Genomic DNA, 16413 nt, shown 5'->3' with positions numbered 1-16413 from the left:
AAGCCACGACGGCTGCATTGGGTCTGCTCGAAAAGGCGATAAAGCTGATTTATCACAAAGACCTGAAAAGAGCTCGCGCCGAATTGAAATCCCTCATCGAGAGCTATCAAGCTGAGCCGGAAATCCTGGCGCGGGCACGCACGTACCTGCAGATTTGCGACCGCGAGGAAGGTGCGCACAAGAAGGCCGTGGTCGCCAACGACCAGCTTTACAACCTGGGAGTCATCGAACACAACCGGGGAGACTACGAGAAAGCCATCTCCTATTTCCGTCAGTCCCTGGAGCGAAATCCAAATATCGACCACATCTACTACTCCTTGGCGGCGTCCTTTGCGATGAAGGGCGATGTGACCGAGGCCGTCCGGAATCTTCAGAGAGCAGTCGAACTGAACGAGGAAAACCGGGTGTATGCCAAGAACGACTCGGACTTCACCCCGCTCCATGGCAAGAAGGAATTCAGCGACCTCGTCGGCTGGAGCCAGCCTGCCTCAGGCGGTCAGCCATAGCATGACATCTCAAGATCTGCATAGCGTCGTTTCCATCGGGGGTGGAACCGGGCTGTCCTGTCTCCTGAAGGGAATGAAGCACCGGGTTTCCGACCCCCCCATAATCGAACCACCCGCTCGCAAGCCTTGGATCACGCGCTTGACCGCGGTTGTCACCGTTACCGACGATGGTGGAAGTTCCGGGCGTCTCAGGGAGGAGTTGCAGGTGCTCCCTCCCGGTGACATCCGCAACTGCATGGTAGCGCTCAGCACGGACGAGTCGCTGCTGTCGCATCTGTTTCAATATCGATTCGCGGGCACCGGCCAACTGCACGGGCACAGTTTCGGCAACCTCTTCCTCTCGGCGCTGACCGGGGTAACCGGCGATTTTCTGGAAGCGATTCGAGTCAGCTCCGACGTTCTGGCGATCAAGGGAAAAATCTATCCGGCCACTCTCCAGGATGTGCGCCTCAAAGCGGTTCTCGAAGACGGCAGCCGGCTCTTCGGCGAGAGCCTCATATCCAGGAGCCGGGCACGCATCACCTCTCTGTCGCTTTCACCACCGGACTGCAAGCCCGTGCCGGCAGTGCTTCAGGCGATCCGGAAGGCGGACCTGATCACGTTAGGGCCAGGTTCACTCTTCACCAGCCTCCTTCCCAATCTATTGGTGCCCGGGATCGCGCGCGCGTTGAGGAGATCGCCGGCCATGAAGATCTTTATCTGCAACCTCATGAGCCAGCCCGGGGAAACAATCGGTTTCTCCGCAGCCGACCATGTGGCGGCGATCTACAATCATACCGGGGGCAAACTGTTCGACTGGATCATTCTGAATGATCAGCCGATATCTCCTACGGTGCTGGCTCGGTACCGCCGGCAGGGATCCGCGCCCGTCGCGACAGACCGCGAACGCATCACGGCATTGGGGCTCAGGATTTTCGAGAAACCCTTACTGGCACGCGGGAGGGCCGTCCGTCACGACCCCGACAGGCTGGCCGAGGCGGTCTATCAGGCATACTGCTGCTGGAAGAGAGCAAGGGCGAGTACACAGGAGGAGGTTTCAGCAAAAGCATGAAAGATCTGTGCGTTCTCATCATGGCCGCAGGCAAGGGAACCCGCATGGTCAGCAACCGCGCCAAAGTCCTGCATACGCTTTGTGGCACCCCGATGTTGCGCCTGATTTACCGCGCAGCGGCCGGCGTTGATCCCGAGGAGATTCTCGTGGTGATCGGCCAGGATGCCGAGCGGGTGCAGGCAGGCCTCGAAGGTCTGCCGGCGCGTTTCATCCTCCAGCCGGAACAGCTCGGCACCGGGCATGCGATCATGATGGCGCGCCCGGAAATCGGGAAAAAACGGGGGGATATCCTGATACTCTCCGGCGACACGCCCCGCCTGAAACCGGAAACGCTCCGTAGGCTTATCGAGCATCACCGGAGCAGCGGCGCAGCCACCACCCTGCTGACTGCTGCAAACGAGGATCCTCTTTCTTATGGCCGCATCCTGCACACCTCTGACGGACGAATCGAAGCCATCGTGGAAGAAAAGGACGCCACACCAGAGCAGAGAAAGATCACCGAGATCAATGCCGGCTTTTATTGTTTTCAGATCCCGCCCCTGCTCGAAGCGCTCGAGAAGATTTCCAATCGCAACGCCCAGAAGGAGTACTACCTCACGGATGTCGTCGCGATTCAGCAGCGCAGCGGGTTGCGGGTCGAGGCGCTCTTGCACTCCGACTTCGAGGAGTTGCGCGGGATCAACACGCGCAGGGAGCTGGCCGAGCTCGCGAAGGCGATGCAGGCGCAAAAAAATCAGAACCTGATGGCCGCAGGCGTTACTCTGATCGATCCGGACAATACCTACATCAATCTGGATGTGGTGATCGAAAAAGATGTCACGGTCCATCCGATGGTGACCCTGGAGGGGGCGACCCGCATCGGCGAGGGCAGCATCATCCATTCGGGCACGCGCATCACCAATTCCGTAATAGGGCAGGAGGTTGAAATCCTGGAGTCCTGCCTCATCACCGATTCCGAGGTCGGCAAGGGAACCACGGTGGGACCATGCGCCCATCTGAGGCAACACAGTGTTATCGGCGAAAAATGCCGGGTCGGCAATTTCGTTGAGATCAAGAAGAGCAGTCTGGGCAACGGCACCAAGGCGGCCCACCTGGCATATCTGGGAGATGCCACGATCGGTCGCAATGTCAACATAGGCGCCGGGGTCATCACCTGCAATTATGACGGCGTCCGCAAACATGCTACCATTATCGAAGACGAGGTCTTCGTCGGCACCGATTCGCAGCTGATCGCGCCCGTGCGGATCGGACGTGGGGCGTATATCGCAGCAGGAAGCTCCATCACCGAGGACGTCCCCCCGGGAGCCCTGGGAATTGCGCGGTCGAGGCAAACTATCAAAGAAGATTGGGCGCGGCGCCGGAAGGAATCCAAGCAGTCTGAATGATTAACTGCCGCAATTGCATTAACTGGGTGGATGAGAGTCTGGAACAGATCGAGGCCGACCCCGGCGCCACATCCCACATCTTCATGGGATGCCGCATCTACGGTTTCCGCGAGAACACGGTTCTGGAGAACTGTCCGTACTATACCGAGAGCGAGAACCTGTTCACCATCTGCAACACCTGCCATATCACGGTGCCCAAGGTCTGCGTTTCTCTCGGAGAATGCGTCAACTGCACCGACACCGACCTGTTCTGCGTCGACCATTGCATCGGCGGAGATCAAAGAAAATACTGCACTCACTTCGTCCGTCTCTACACCGAAGGCGCGCACCTGATCGACCAGGACCAGGCCTTCGATCTCTTCCCCATCCTGGGCATGCCCGGCGAGAAAAAAGACAAAGTCCGGACCCTCGATGCAGCCGAATCCGCTTCATGCGAAACGACTCCGGGCGCCGACGAAGGTCCGGAAGACCCGCACGTCTAGCAACGCAAGGAAAATGCCCGAGGGGGCTTTTGTCAGCCAAAACCAGGAACCACACGAAACAGACGAAAGCATCGGCTTTTGTATACCTCGTGTGTGTGGTGGTTTAGATCGAATCACAGACGGCCGCTCATTCCCATCAATCCCACGATGGCCGCGAGGACAACGAGCATCAGAGCCACAATCTGGATGATCAGGATAATCAGCACCAGAATGCCCATGAAAGTCCAGTAGCTCTTCTGGTGCTTGAGGGCCTCTTCCATCCCGCCTACCTGATCGCGTATCAGGGCTTTCTGGATCGCATCTGCAAAACGGAACAGGTATAAGGCCGGGAAAAAACAGACGCAACCTAAAGCTGCATACAAGCATCCGGCCAGCACCAGCGGAAGACCGCCTATGGCCGTGCTCGTGAACCTGGCCAGAATTCCAGCGCCGAAAATCAACAAAAGGCCGACCAGAAACAGGAGCCCGGTTCCAATAAATCCCATGATGGATAAAAAGCGCACCCAGGGTTTTGTCTGCTTGAGATACCCCATCATCGCCGGGGTAATCGCCGGCGGCGCCGGCGGTGCCGGTAGCGGTTGCTGTCCGACATGTTGATCAGTCGGAAATTGGTTGTCCAGTGAGTCCACGTCGACCTCCTCGGTTATCCGCGCCTTGAATTGAAGTGGGAGTCTATCATCAATCCTGCGATAAATTCACGCTTTCTGAATTAGGCGACAGGATACCAACTTCCATCCAGTCAAGTGCCCGTCGAATCGAATGTGAAACCGGGAAATGGGTATCCTGCCGCCCGATTTCAGCCGTGGTATTCCTGAAGGCTGCACACGGTGAGGCGTTCATGCTGGAGGGCGCGAATGGCGCTTGCGGCTGCGCGGGCGCCCGAGAGGGTGGTGATGCAGGGGACGAGATACTGGGTGGATGTCCGACGGATGGCTTTTTCATCGAAACGCGATTGACAGCCGAGCGGTGTGTTGATCACCAGGTCGACTTCACGCTTGCTGATGGCATCCACCACGCTGGGCGTGCCTTCGCCGGCCTTATAGACGAAGCCGGCTTCGAGCCCACGGGACACCAGGAATTTCTGGGTCCCCGAAGTCGCGATCAGGCGGAAACCCAGGGCTGCGAACTCCCGGGCGATCGGGAGCAACATTTCCTTGTCGTTATCGTTTACGCTCAGGAAGACCGTGCCCAGGCGCGGCAGAGGCGAGCCTGCGGAAATCTGGGCTTTGGCGAATGCAACGCCGAAGCTTGCCCCCACGCCCATCACTTCGCCCGTCGACTTCATCTCGGGCCCCAGGATAGTATCTACGCCGAGAAACTTGTTGAATGGAAAAACCGGCGATTTCACAAAGCAGCGACGGACCTGCAGTTCCTCTGCCAGCCCGAGGTCCTTCAGTTTTTCACCGACCATCAGGCGCGCGGCAATCTTGGCGAGCGGTACGCCGGTCGATTTGCTGACGTAGGGAACGGTTCGCGACGCACGCGGATTGACCTCGAGCACATAGACGACGCTGTTCTTAACGGCGAACTGGATGTTCATGAGTCCGACTACACCGAGCGCCGGCCCCAGCCGGCGCGTGAAGTCCTTCATGCGTGCGAGCAGACCCGGTTCGATCATTATGGGGGGCAGGACGCAGGTGCTGTCGCCGCTGTGAATCCCGGCCTCTTCGACGTGCTCCATCACGCCGGCGATGACCACACGTTCGCCGTCGCACAGGGCATCGACATCGTACTCAAACGCGTCTTCCAGGAACTCATCGATCAGGACCGGGCGCTCCGGCGAAGCCTGAACGGCGGTCGTCATATAGCGCGCGAGCGACTCTTCGTCATAGACGATGGACATTGCGCGGCCGCCCAGAACATAGGAAGGCCGGACCAATACAGGATAGCCTATGCCGGCAGCAACCACGGAGGCTTCCTGCGGCGATCGGGCCGTCCCGTTGCGTGGCTGCGGTATGCCGAGTTCGCTCAGGAATCGGCCGAACCGTTCCCGGTCCTCCGCGAGGTCGATGTTTTCGGGCGATGTCCCCAGTATGGGCACTCCAGCCGCATGGAGCTTCAGGGCGAGATTGAGAGGGGTCTGGCCACCGTACTGAACGATGACCCCATCGGGCTTCTCGACAGCCATAATCTCCATGACATCCTCGAAAGTGAGCGGCTCGAAGTACAGCCGGTCGGAGGTGTCATAGTCGGTCGAGACAGTCTCGGGGTTGCAGTTGACCATGATGGTCTCGTAGCCGATTTCCCTGAGGGCAAACGAGGCGTGACAGCAGCAATAGTCGAATTCGATGCCCTGCCCGATCCGGTTGGGCCCGCTGCCCAGGACTACGACCTTCCTGTTATGAGTCGGCGCCGCCTCGCATTCGTCTTCATAGGTCGAATAGAGGTACGGAGTGAAGGATTCGAACTCGGCCGCGCAGGTGTCTACTCGCTTAAAGACCGGCCGGAGGCCCAGTTCATGTCTCCGCTGCCTGACCTGTTCGGGCAAAACAGGCGAGCCGTTTTCCGGCTGCAGCAGGCCTGCCACCATCTGATCCGATAAGCCCGCCCGCTTGGATTCACGGAGCATTTCCCTGGGAAGCGTAACCAGCGAATATCCCTGCAAGCGCCTTTCTATCTCCACGATCTCTTTCAGTTGGTTCAGGAACCAGGGGTCGACGCGCGTGAGCTCGTGCAGCTCTTCGACCGTATGGCCTCTCATCAGGGCAAGAAGCACATAGTCAAGGCGTTCGGGTACCGGCGTCAACAGGTTGCGGGGCAGCTTCTCAGGATCCAGCGCCTGCGGGAGCATTCCTCTTTCCAGCGAGCGCACGCCCTTCAGCAGGGCCTCCTTGAAGGTGCGGCCGATCGCCATCACCTCTCCCACCGACTTCATCTGCGTCCCCAATGTCGGGTCGGCCCCTGCGAACTTCTCGAAGTTCCATTTGGGAATCTTGACTACCACATAATCGATGCTGGGCTCGAAGCAGGCGGGAGTTTTCTTCGTGATGTCGTTCGGAATTTCATCGAGAGTATAGCCGACGGCGAGTTTGGCCGCGATCTTGGCGATGGGAAACCCCGTGGCTTTGGAAGCCAGCGCGGAGCTGCGTGAGACCCGGGGGTTCATCTCGATGACAATCAGCGCGCCGGTTTGAGGGTTCACAGCAAACTGGATGTTGGATCCGCCGGTCTCCACGCCCACCTTCCGGATGATGCGGATCGCGGCGTCGCGCATGCGCTGATATTCTTTGTCGGTCAGGGTCTGGGCCGGAGCCACGGTGATCGAGTCCCCCGTGTGAATGCCCATCGGATCGAAGTTTTCGATCGAACAGATGATGACCACGTTGTCGTTGAGGTCCCGCATCACCTCCAGTTCGTACTCTTTCCACCCTATGAGCGACTGTTCCACCAGCACCTCATGGACGGGCGAGACGTCCAGCCCGCGACGGACGATGCTCTCGAACTCCTCCTGTTCGTAAGCAATGCCGCCGCCAAATCCGCCCAGGGTGTAGCTCGGGCGTGTGATCACAGGCAAGCCGGCCAGCTCGAGAAAACTGCGCGCCTCATCCGGAGTGCGCACGACCCGCGACAGTGCCGACCGCAGCCCGATTTCGGTCATGGCATTCTTGAAGAGCTGGCGATCCTCTGCGATTTCGACCGCGCGCTGCTTCGCGCCGATCATCTCCACACCGTACTGTGCCAGCACGCCGGCCTTTGCCAGCGCCACGGACAGGTTCAGCGCGGTCTGCCCGCCGACCGTAGGCAGGAGAGCATCCGGACGTTCCCGCGCGATAATGGCGCTGACCGATTCGCAGGTGAGCGGCTCGATATAGGTCCGGTCGGCCAGGTCCGGATCGGTCATGATGGTGGCGGGATTGGAGTTGACCAGAACCACTTCGAATCCTTCCGCGCGCAGAGCCTTGCAGGCCTGGGTGCCGGAGTAGTCAAACTCACAGGCCTGGCCGATGACGATCGGGCCTGAGCCGATGATGAGTATTCGCCTGATGTCGGCGCGCTTGGGCATGGGCTACCTGCGAAACTCCGCCATGAGCCGCTTGAACTCGGTAAAAAGATAGTGTGAGTCGTGCGGTCCGGGCGAAGCCTCGGGATGGTACTGTACCGAGAAGGCGGGCACTTGAAGATGCCGGATCCCCTCGAGCGTCTGATCGTTGAGGTTGAAATGTGTCGGCTCGACGCGTCTCAAGTTGAGCGAGTCCACGTCGACGGCAAATCCATGATTTTGAGCCGTGATCTCCACGCGCCCCGTCCTGGCATTCTTCACCGGCTGATTGGCGCCGCGATGACCGAATTTGAGCTTGTAGGTCTTCCCGCCTAAAGCCAGACCCATAATCTGGTGGCCCAGACAGATTCCGAAGAGCGGCACCTTGCCCAGCAGCCCGCGCACGGTGTCGGCAGCGTAACTGAGCGGGGCCGGGTCACCAGGACCGTTGGAGAGAAAAATCCCGTCCGGTCGCAATGATAGGGTTTCATCCACCCCCGTCTGCGCGGGCACGACCACGACACTGCAGCCGGAACGTGCCAGATTGGCCAGAATCGTCCTCTTGATGCCGAAGTCGTAGGCTACGACGCGGAAGCGATCGGGCGGGGCTCCGGGAGGATCCGGCCACGCGTACGGCGCCTGGCAGCTGACTGCGGAAGCCAGGTCCTGGCCGAGCATTCCCGGTTCCCGCCGGGCGCGCTCTGCGAGCCGCTGACCGTCCAGGTCGACCGAACTGACAATGCCGCGCATGGCTCCCCGGCTGCGAATGTGCCGGACGATCGCCCGGGTGTCCACTTCCGACATCGACACGATCCCATGCTGCTTGAGGTACTCCTCGAGCGATTCCAGGGCGCGCCAGTTCGAGGTAAAAGCACTGAATTCGCGCGCGACAAATCCCTGGACGAAGGGCTTGCCCGACTCCTCGTCTTCGCGATTCATGCCATAGTTGCCGATATGGGGATAGGTCATGACGACGATCTGCCCGGCATAGGACGGATCGGTGAGGATCTCCTGATAGCCGGAAAGAGAGGTATTGAAAACCACCTCTCCGCAGACCTCCCCCTCGGCACCAAAGGCACAGCCCGTGAAGGTGCGGCCGTCTTCAAGCGCCAGTATTGCTTTCATTGGGGCCATTCAGAACTTGAAGTAGAGGCATCCCGGGCGCCGTCAGGCCGGCGCTGCCGGATTATTCTACCAGGCCCAGGCGCGACACGGGCCAGTAACGGAAAATCGCCTTGCCGTATATCAGGTTTCTGGGAACAAATCCCCAGTTGCGGCTGTCGTTGCTGGAATTCCGGTGGTCACCGAGTACAAAGTACTGCTCCGGCGGGATGACGGTCTTGGAATAGGACTCATGATCCCGGAATTCAGGTTTGAGGTACGGCTCCTTGTCCTCATGTCCATTTACAAACACCACGCCATTGAGGATCTCAACCATGTCGCCGGGAACGGCCACCACCCTCTTGATGAACGACTTGTTCGTGTCTCTGGGATACCAGAAGACCACGATGTCGCCCCGGTGGATGTCCTCAAAACGGTAGATGAAGCGGTTGACGAAGATCCTTTCCTGATCCACCAGGCGCGGCTGCATGCTGGTGCCTTCGACTTTGACGGGCTGGATTACAAAAATGACGATGAAGATTGCGGTTGCAATTGCGAAGAGGACATCCCGAAACCACGATCTCAATTCGGAAAAGAGATTCGTGCCTGAAACCGGCGCGTTTGTCCCTTCAGGCGGATTCGGAACTTCCGGCGGAGAGGCGAGTTTTGGTTCCATCTGTATAATCGGCGTCCGTGCTTCCTTTGGGAGGCTCGGCTCATGACATCAACAAAGCAAAGTAACAGAGACGCCCGAAAAACACAATTGATTTATGCCGCGCGGAAACTCCGTGACAGAATATCGAATGCGGACACGGACGGTGCAGCGTCGCCCGGCTCATGTGTCGAACGTCTAGTTGCCCCGGCGTTGCCACAGGGTTGTAATAGGCCGGTTAGCTGATATAATCGCATTTCCCGGATGGAGGTGGGCATTCGGCCGGGATTGAGCCCTCGCCGGCAGTCGTTTCAGGGTGGAGGGCGTGTCCGCCAGGCATTTTGCCATGCGCGCGGCCTTTTGCAGCATGGATTTGAAGCCTGGTTCCGAATCCCGCTCGTTCAGGGTCCGCCTCGAGATTCGAAGGCTCTTATGAAAATCGTCGTGCTGAGCGCAAGCCGGCAGAAGAACTGCACGCTCAAGGATGTGGCCGGGGGCTTTGGCACGGTTTTTACCGTGGGCAGCTCGCCGTTTGCCCGGCTGCTGGAGACAGCCAAGCGCAGGGTAGCTTCCATTCCCAACATCAAGCTTGCCTATCTCGACTCCATCCTCGAAAGGAGTGGCGCGGAGGTCCGCATCCTCGAGGTCCGGCATCTGAACCAGCTCGAGCCTGCCGACCTGTATCTGATCGCTTCGTCGATCGTCGACTGCACCTTTGAGCGCGAGATCGGCCTGGAGGCCAGGCACCGCTATGGCAGCAAAGTCGGCTACTTCGGCGCATTCGCAGCGACCGTCCCGGAATTCTTCGAGGAAGCCGCCGACTTTATCGTGAAGGAAGAAATAGAGAACATCGCCCCGGCGCTGGGGTGCGGAGAAATCCCCAGTGGAGTGATCTCGGCAGGATTCGTCGAGGATCTGGATTCACTTCCCTACCCCAACTGGGATCAGTTCGACATCCGGCGTTTCCGCTACCAGATCATCACCAACCGCGGCATCACGTTGCCCATGCTGGGAAGCCGCGGCTGCCCTTATACCTGCAACTACTGTCCTTACCTGGTCAATTCGAAGTTCCGCGTCCGGACCCCGGAAAATATCGTGGACGAAATCGAGAACCTGGTGGGCAAATACGGCATACACGGCATCTCCTTTCGCGATCCCAATCTGACCTACGGCAGGGAGCGCGCCACGGAACTGGCCGAGCTGATATTGCGCCGCGGGCTCAAGGTGCGTTGGAGCATGGAAGCACGCACCGACCGCCTCGATCCGGAATTGATCACGCTGTTGCACCGGGCCGGACTGCGCAGCGTGGAAGTGGGCATCGAATCTGCGAATGAAAGGACGCTGCGCGCGAACCTGCGCAAGGCGATCCCCAAAACCCACCAGGAGAGCGTGATCGATCACTGTCACAAGCTGGGCATCCGGGTCATCGCCAATTACACCTTCGGCCTTCCCAGCGACACGGCCGGCGGCGTGCGCGACACAATTCGCTACGCCAAGAAACTGAACACCTTCGCGATTCAGTTCACGGTGACGACCCCCTACCCGGGAACGCAGTTTTTCCGCAACGTCGAGGGTCGGATCTTCGACCGGGACTGGGAGCACTTCAACGGCTGGACCAGCGTGTACCGGCACCCGGCCATTTCGCCGGAGGAGCTCCATCGCCTGCGCGAGTTTGCCTACGTCTCCTACCACCTGCGCCCGCGCTACGTATGGAGGTTTCTGCAATCGACGCTGCTGCATCCGCTGCTTTTCCGCGATCCGCGTCTTTCCGGGGCCTGAGACCCATTGGGAGGAGATCGCATGCCCGCGCTGGTTTTGTTGCTGGCTTCGCTGCTTTGTTGGACCGTACCCGACCTCCCCGTGCAAAAGAGGCCGGTCTTCGCAACCGCGAGTTTCCTTGGCAAGAACCGCATGTTCCTCGAGGACTTGAACCGGGATGAGGTCCGGATCTTCGAAAACGGCCGGCCCCGTGAAGTGGAGTTCTTTTCCGGACCTGAAGTCCCGACGGCCTACGGTCTCCTTTTTGATCGCGCGATTCTGCCCCTGCCCTTCGATGATGCACGGCGAGACCAGGTCGGAATTCCGAGCTCTATGGCAGCGACCAATGTGGCCTATCAGTTAATCGATCAGGGGCTGGCAAACCAGATCGGATGGGTGGGCACCTACGACAAGGAGATGCGGGTCGCGCTCGATTTCAGTCCGGATACGGGCCGGATCAAAGATGTCATCCAGCAACTGCGCGCTCAGCGCTCCACTGAGGAGTCCTTCCTGTATGGCACCCTCCTTGAGGCCGTCAAGAAGATGGTTCAGCGCAATGAAAAGCGCCGTGTGCTGATTGTTTTCCTCGATTTTCTCGATACGGGGACGGGCGCCAGACTTAAGCCGCTGAAGAACCTGTTGACGGCCTCGAATGTGGAACTCTTCATCGCCAGCTTCGCATCCAGGACCAACGCCGGCTTGGGGCTGCCGCCGCCGCAGAGTGAGGCGTCATTGCGTGAGCTCGCCGCGGTCACCGCCGGTGGCGCCTATTTCTCAACCATGGAAGGGATCGAGGGTCTCGGCCGCAGGATTTCCAATCAGATCCGGACCTTCTACACGATCGGCTTCCAATCGGAATCTGCTTCCGATCAGCCGGCGCCGCTGAGGATCGAATGTACCCGTCCCGGCGTGAAGGTCATGGCTCATCCCGTCGTCCCCAATCTACAGTGAACCGCCGTTTTCTTCCCGTGCAAGACGCCCGGCGGGGATGCGCGGAAAACCGATCGTAGTCGAGCTGCTCTGCGACCGGCAGAAGGTCGCATGAGTATGTGACCCCCGTAGCCTGCCAGCAGGCAGCCGACGCTTCGGCAGGACGGTAGCGTGGCGACACCCCTCCGCGTCGTCGGCACGCAAGAGTTCCTATTTTGGCGCCTGTCGGCGAACGGCATCGCCAAGAAGAGCGACTCCGGCACACCTCACGTCCTTCTTCGGCGGGCACGTTCGGCCGGGAGGCGAATAAAGTTCGGTTTGCGTCCTGTCGATAAGGGACATGGTCCCGGCGAGAATCGATATGCGTGTGTGCAGAAACAGGTTGTGGACTATCGGCAGCGGGAAAGGCGGTGTGGGCACGAGCTTCCTGGCTGCAGCTATGGGCGCTGCGCTGGCTCGGGCGGGCAAGTCGGTCATCCTCGTCGATGCCAACCTGGCGGCACCCGACTTGCATGCCTCTCTCGGCATCAAGGCCCCCAGCTTGACCCTGCGGGACGTTTTGACGCGGCGCGCCACTCTTCCCGAAGCACTGATCCCGACTCCCGAGCCACGGATGCGCTTCCTGAATTGCGTCGGTGACGAACTCGGCATGGCTGACCTGGCCCCCGGTGAGCAGCGCAAGATGGCCGAACTTCTCTCGCACCTGGACGCGGACTACGTCCTGATCGACGTGGGGAGCGGCGCATCCCTCAACGTACTGGATTTCTTCAATCTGGCGCACGAGCCGATTGTGGTGACTTCGCCGGACCCGGCTTCGATGCGATGCACCTACCGATTCATCAGGAATTCGACATATCGCAGAATACAGGAGAGGTTCGGCTCCCACGCGGAAGTGGACACCGCACTGCGGCAGATGCATCAAGGCATAGGGGCCGCGAAACCGCGAACCATGACGGACTTCCTCGACCTGCTGCGGCCGGCGGCGCCGGAAGTAGCCGCAAGCATCGCAGCCATGGTGGATGCCTGGCGGCCCCTTCTGCTCGTCAACATGGCTGTTTCAGAACAGGACCAGCGCATCGCGGAGATCATTCTGTCATCGGCCAGAAAGTTCCTGAGCATTGACATGCGATTCTGCGGCCTGGTCCAGTTTGACGACGCCGCGCGCAGAGCCGCCCAGCGCATGAGCCCGCGGGATTCCGGCGAGCCCGACTGCAAGTTGGCGCATCAGGTCCGGCAAGTCGCGATGCACCTGGCCGACGGGGACACACCTGGCGATGGCGCCGAGCGCGAAGAGCCGCACGACAGTGTCGCCCTCGTGCCGGCCATGGGGCTGAATGACAGTCTGGTACTCATGGGCCGGGACCTGCACGTCCAGACAGAAGATATGGGCGCTGCCGGAAACTGCATCACCACCCAGGTGTTCTGTGACGGCCGTGTTATACTGTCGACGAAATCGGAATACCCGTCGACAATGCGGGATCCCCACCACAATGGCCAGGTGGTTGAGTTGATGCGCGCTCAGCATTTCAATGTCATCCGCCAGATCGAGAGCCGGAAGACGAGGCTTGAGCCAACAGTGGCTTGATATTCATGATGGAAAACGGCACCCCTCCCAGCAAGGTACTCATTGTCGACGATGAGGCCGAGATCCGCTCGCTGCTTGTGCGCAGCCTCTCGAACGATTCCTGCGAGTGCATCCCCGCATCCAACGCCTTCGATGCCCTGAACAAGATCAGGAATGACACCTTTTCCCTGGTCATGAGTGATGTGTGCATGCCGGGGATGTCCGGAATCGAGCTGCTGCGCTCCATCAAGAAGCACCATCCCGATACGTCCGTTATCATGATCACGGGGGTGATGGATCTGAAAATGGCCGTGGACTCGCTCAAACTGGGAGCATGCGACTATATCACCAAGCCCTTCGACCTGCTCGCAGTCCGGCGCGCGGTGGGCAAAGCCCTGGAACGGCACCGCCTGATGTTAGAGAATCGCTATTACCAGCACGAACTGGAACGACTCGTGCAGGAGCGCACCTTCGAGCTGAACGGAGCGCTCCGAGAGGTCGAGGAAAGCTACCGTTTCACACTGGAAGCGCTGGCGGCAGCCCTGGATGCGCGGGAGCACGAAACCCAGGCCCACTCCCAGCGGGTACGTGAGTACGCCATTACTCTCGCCCAGGGCCTGAGCCTGAAAACCGAGGACCTCATCGACATCGGGCGCGGCGCACTGTTGCATGACGTCGGCAAGATCGGGGTTCCGGATTCCATCTTGCTGAAACCGGGGAAGCTCACGCCCGACGAATGGATCCAGATGAAGCGCCACCCGCTGGTGGGCTATGAAATTCTGCGCGGCGTGAGGTTCCTGGCGCCGGCGGCCGAGATCGTCCTGGCCCACCAGGAGCGGTGGGATGGCACCGGTTATCCGAACGGGCTCGCCTGCACTGAAATCCCGCTCGGTGCCAGGATATTCGGCGTGGTGGACACGTTGGATGCCATGACCAGCAACCGCCCGTACCGCAGGGCCCTGTCTTTCCTAGCCGCGCGGGAAGAGGTGCGACGCTGCAGCGGCACTCAGTTTGACCCTAAAGTGACCGAGGCGTTCCTCAGCATCGCACCCGAAACGTGGAAGAGCATTCACGACCTGGTGAATCGCCGGCACCGGGCCCAGGAGCCCAGCGAAGTCTTATGTCTGAAATAGAGCTGGCGCCTCTCAGCCAGGCGGAAATCGACCTCGTGGCAGCGCTCATGAACAAGGAAGAGCAAGCCTGGCTGCGCGAGCTCGACTGGGACTACGCGCCCATCCGCCGGATCCTCTTCGGTTTCCTCGAGCAGCGGCTGCTGCCGGGCTTTGTCGCGATCAGCGGCACGGAACTGCTGGCGTATACTTACTTCCTGATCTCCCGTTCTAAAGGCATGATCGGAACCGTCTTCGTTGCCTCACCGCACGCTCAGCACACCGCCGACCTGGTCCTCTCGCGCGCGATTGAAAGCCTGAAAGAAACGCGCAACCTGCGCCGGATCGAGGCCCAGATCATCCCGCTTAACGGCCTGGACTTGACCACGATTTTTTCGCGGCACGGCTTCCAGTGCTTTCTCCGCCATTACCTGGAGCTGGACTTGGCCGCCTGCGCATGGCCCGACCCGAAATATCGCGGGACGATTGTGCCCTGGCATCCCCGACATCTGCTATCCGCGGCCGAAGCAGCCTACCGGAGCTATCGGAACGGAATCGATGCTGTCATCTGCGAAGATTATGGTTCCGAGGCGAACTGTGAGGCCTATCTGCGCAGCCTGGTGGAAAATCCCGGCTGCGGCATATTCCAGCCCGATTCATCCTTCGTGGGCCTGGACAGCCGCGGCACCCCTTGCGGATTCATCCTGACATCCCGTCTCTCGGCCGCCTCGGCCATGATTCCGCAGATATCAATTCATCCGGCGCATCAGGGAAGAAATCTGGGATCCGCTCTGATCCACCAGGCAGTGAACCAGCTCAAATCCGCGGGGTATCGAACCGTCAGGCTTACGGTCACCCGGCAGAACCGGCGTGCATACGAATGGTACCTTCGGCTCGGGTTCAAAAACCGGCGCGACTTCGGCGCCTACCTCTGGCAGCGCGACAAGACTTGAACCACGAAATACACGGCGCGGCATAGCCTTTCCAAAATATTCCAAAGACCTCTCTTGGGAATTCTCGGGGGGGGTTTGCGCTTTGCGATTTAACGTCGATCTATCGGGAGCCGGTGTGAGAGTATGTGGAATTCAGCACGACGATGTCCACCCGTCGATTGCGCGCGCGCCCTTCCGGTGTGTTGTTGGTTTCGACAGGGCAAAACTCCCCGTAGCCCGCTCCGGAGAGTTTGTCAGGGGTGAAACCGAACTGCCGGATCAGATAGGCGACCAGCGAGGTCGCGCGTGCGCATGAGAGTTCCCAATTGGAGGGAAATCGTGCGGTCTGTATGGGGACGTTGTCGGTGTGCCCTTCGATGCGCACCAGGTTGTTCATGACCAGCAGGTCTTGGGCCATGGCATCCATCAGCTCGCGTCCCTCAGGTCGCATCTGATCCGAACCCGAGTCGAAAAAGGTTCCGTCCAGACTGATCACCAGGCCGCGCGTTTCAAGGCGCGTCCGCACCTTCCCTGCGATGCCCCGCTTTTTCACCAAAGACTCGATGGTCTCCTGGAGCCGCCCCATCGCGACGACTTCACCTTTGGGAAGGGAATTCGGCACGTAGTTGGTCTTGAGCTCCTTCATGTTGGCAACCGTGTTCTCCTTGAGCACCTTCTCCTTCGGGGTTTCAACATGCTCCACGAGGTCGCGGCCCAGAGCCGAGCTGGCTCCATCTCCCTTGCTCAGACTCAGGCTGTCACTTCCGGGGGTGAAAACCGGACTGTCGAAGGACGCCCTCATGGACATGACCATCCGGCCCATCTTTTGTGCGTCCACTGTGGAAATAGCATACATCGTAGTGAAGAATGCGAACAGCAGCGTGATAAAGTCGGCGTAGGAGACCAGCCAACGTTCGTGATTTGCGTGCTCAGGGGCTTTCTTCTTGCGCAAGATGTCGAATCT

The 16413-nt window shown here is 59.7% G+C and carries 14 protein-coding genes; 9 read left to right on the top strand and 5 right to left on the bottom strand.

What is annotated here, in order from left to right; translation table 11 throughout:
• The first annotated feature begins 17 nt into the window (after positions 1–17).
• The 4 genes from LAP85_03725 to LAP85_03710 are packed head-to-tail and all read left to right on the top strand — an operon-like array spanning position 18 to position 3424.
• Entirely contained in the window at positions 18–506 is a 489-nt protein-coding gene (locus tag LAP85_03725) for a tetratricopeptide repeat protein (GenBank protein MBZ5495488.1), read from the top strand.
• A gap of 1 nt (position 507) precedes the next feature.
• Positions 508–1557 (top strand): YvcK family protein, encoded by a 1050-nt coding sequence (locus tag LAP85_03720; GenBank protein ID MBZ5495487.1) that lies wholly within the window; start codon positions 508–510, stop codon positions 1555–1557.
• Complete coding sequence (glmU, locus tag LAP85_03715) at positions 1554–2942, top strand: bifunctional UDP-N-acetylglucosamine diphosphorylase/glucosamine-1-phosphate N-acetyltransferase GlmU (protein ID MBZ5495486.1); 1389 nt, start codon at positions 1554–1556, stop codon at positions 2940–2942. Before LAP85_03720 ends, glmU begins: the two co-directional genes overlap by 4 nt.
• Positions 2939–3424 (top strand): hypothetical protein, encoded by a 486-nt coding sequence (locus LAP85_03710; GenBank protein MBZ5495485.1) that lies wholly within the window; start codon positions 2939–2941, stop codon positions 3422–3424. Before glmU ends, LAP85_03710 begins: the two co-directional genes overlap by 4 nt.
• 113 nt (positions 3425–3537) lie before the next feature.
• Here the strand turns inward: LAP85_03710 and LAP85_03705 are convergent, their stop codons facing one another.
• The 4 genes from LAP85_03705 to lepB form a co-directional block, all read right to left on the bottom strand.
• Positions 3538–4053 carry a hypothetical protein gene (locus LAP85_03705; protein MBZ5495484.1) on the bottom strand — a complete coding sequence of 172 codons (516 nt, stop codon included), beginning with the start codon at positions 4051–4053 and terminating at the stop codon, positions 3538–3540.
• Positions 4054–4220: 167 nt separating this feature from the next.
• Positions 4221–7427, bottom strand: a complete 3207-nt coding sequence (gene carB, locus LAP85_03700; protein ID MBZ5495483.1) for a carbamoyl-phosphate synthase large subunit — start codon at positions 7425–7427, stop codon at positions 4221–4223.
• A gap of 3 nt (positions 7428–7430) precedes the next feature.
• Entirely contained in the window at positions 7431–8528 is a 1098-nt protein-coding gene (carA, locus tag LAP85_03695) for a glutamine-hydrolyzing carbamoyl-phosphate synthase small subunit (GenBank protein MBZ5495482.1), read from the bottom strand.
• A 61-nt stretch (positions 8529–8589) separates the two neighbouring features.
• Positions 8590–9180: a signal peptidase I gene (gene lepB, locus LAP85_03690; protein ID MBZ5495481.1), complete on the bottom strand. Its 591-nt coding sequence runs from the start codon at positions 9178–9180 to the stop codon at positions 8590–8592.
• Positions 9181–9588: 408 nt separating this feature from the next.
• On the opposite strand from lepB, the gene LAP85_03685 reads away from it, so the two are divergent.
• The 5 genes from LAP85_03685 to LAP85_03665 all read left to right on the top strand — a co-directional run bounded on the left by LAP85_03685 (position 9589) and on the right by LAP85_03665 (position 15470).
• Positions 9589–10935, top strand: coding sequence for a radical SAM protein (locus LAP85_03685; GenBank protein ID MBZ5495480.1), 1347 nt, complete (start codon positions 9589–9591; stop codon positions 10933–10935).
• Between the two features lie 21 nt (positions 10936–10956).
• On the top strand, positions 10957–11865 hold the full coding sequence (locus LAP85_03680) for a hypothetical protein (protein MBZ5495479.1): 909 nt from the start codon (positions 10957–10959) through the stop codon (positions 11863–11865).
• Positions 11866–12205: 340 nt separating this feature from the next.
• Positions 12206–13429 carry a P-loop NTPase gene (locus LAP85_03675; protein MBZ5495478.1) on the top strand — a complete coding sequence of 408 codons (1224 nt, stop codon included), beginning with the start codon at positions 12206–12208 and terminating at the stop codon, positions 13427–13429.
• Positions 13430–13434: 5 nt separating this feature from the next.
• Positions 13435–14541, top strand: a complete 1107-nt coding sequence (locus LAP85_03670) for a response regulator (GenBank protein ID MBZ5495477.1) — start codon at positions 13435–13437, stop codon at positions 14539–14541.
• Positions 14529–15470 carry a GNAT family N-acetyltransferase gene (locus LAP85_03665; GenBank protein ID MBZ5495476.1) on the top strand — a complete coding sequence of 314 codons (942 nt, stop codon included), beginning with the start codon at positions 14529–14531 and terminating at the stop codon, positions 15468–15470. The genes LAP85_03670 and LAP85_03665 overlap by 13 nt, the downstream gene beginning before the upstream one ends.
• Before the next feature lie 100 nt (positions 15471–15570).
• On the opposite strand, the gene LAP85_03660 is transcribed toward LAP85_03665, so the two are convergent.
• The gene (locus LAP85_03660) at positions 15571–16404 is read right to left on the bottom strand and encodes an OmpA family protein (GenBank protein ID MBZ5495475.1); all 834 of its coding nucleotides are present in this window, start codon (positions 16402–16404) and stop codon (positions 15571–15573) included.
• Positions 16405–16413 lie beyond the last annotated feature (9 nt).

Source organism: Terriglobia bacterium, assembly GCA_020072565.1.
In the GTDB taxonomy this organism is placed as follows: Bacteria; Acidobacteriota; UBA6911; order UBA6911; family UBA6911; genus JAFNAG01.
Note: the sequence above shows the minus strand (reverse complement) of the source record. Positions and strands in the feature narration are given on the sequence as shown.

What these genes read in the sequence shown, in the direction of transcription:
- lepB (MBZ5495481.1), bottom strand. Translation starts at nt 9,180, where the DNA reads ATGGAACCAAAACTCGCCTCTCCGCCGGAAGTTCCGAATCCGCCTGAA.
- LAP85_03665 (MBZ5495476.1), top strand. Translation starts at nt 14,529, where the DNA reads ATGTCTGAAATAGAGCTGGCGCCTCTCAGCCAGGCGGAAATCGACCTC.
- carA (MBZ5495482.1), bottom strand. Translation starts at nt 8,528, where the DNA reads ATGAAAGCAATACTGGCGCTTGAAGACGGCCGCACCTTCACGGGCTGT.
- LAP85_03670 (MBZ5495477.1), top strand. Translation starts at nt 13,435, where the DNA reads ATGATGGAAAACGGCACCCCTCCCAGCAAGGTACTCATTGTCGACGAT.
- LAP85_03680 (MBZ5495479.1), top strand. Translation starts at nt 10,957, where the DNA reads ATGCCCGCGCTGGTTTTGTTGCTGGCTTCGCTGCTTTGTTGGACCGTA.
- LAP85_03675 (MBZ5495478.1), top strand. Translation starts at nt 12,206, where the DNA reads ATGCGTGTGTGCAGAAACAGGTTGTGGACTATCGGCAGCGGGAAAGGC.
- LAP85_03720 (MBZ5495487.1), top strand. Translation starts at nt 508, where the DNA reads ATGACATCTCAAGATCTGCATAGCGTCGTTTCCATCGGGGGTGGAACC.
- LAP85_03710 (MBZ5495485.1), top strand. Translation starts at nt 2,939, where the DNA reads ATGATTAACTGCCGCAATTGCATTAACTGGGTGGATGAGAGTCTGGAA.
- carB (MBZ5495483.1), bottom strand. Translation starts at nt 7,427, where the DNA reads ATGCCCAAGCGCGCCGACATCAGGCGAATACTCATCATCGGCTCAGGC.
- LAP85_03685 (MBZ5495480.1), top strand. Translation starts at nt 9,589, where the DNA reads ATGAAAATCGTCGTGCTGAGCGCAAGCCGGCAGAAGAACTGCACGCTC.
- glmU (MBZ5495486.1), top strand. Translation starts at nt 1,554, where the DNA reads ATGAAAGATCTGTGCGTTCTCATCATGGCCGCAGGCAAGGGAACCCGC.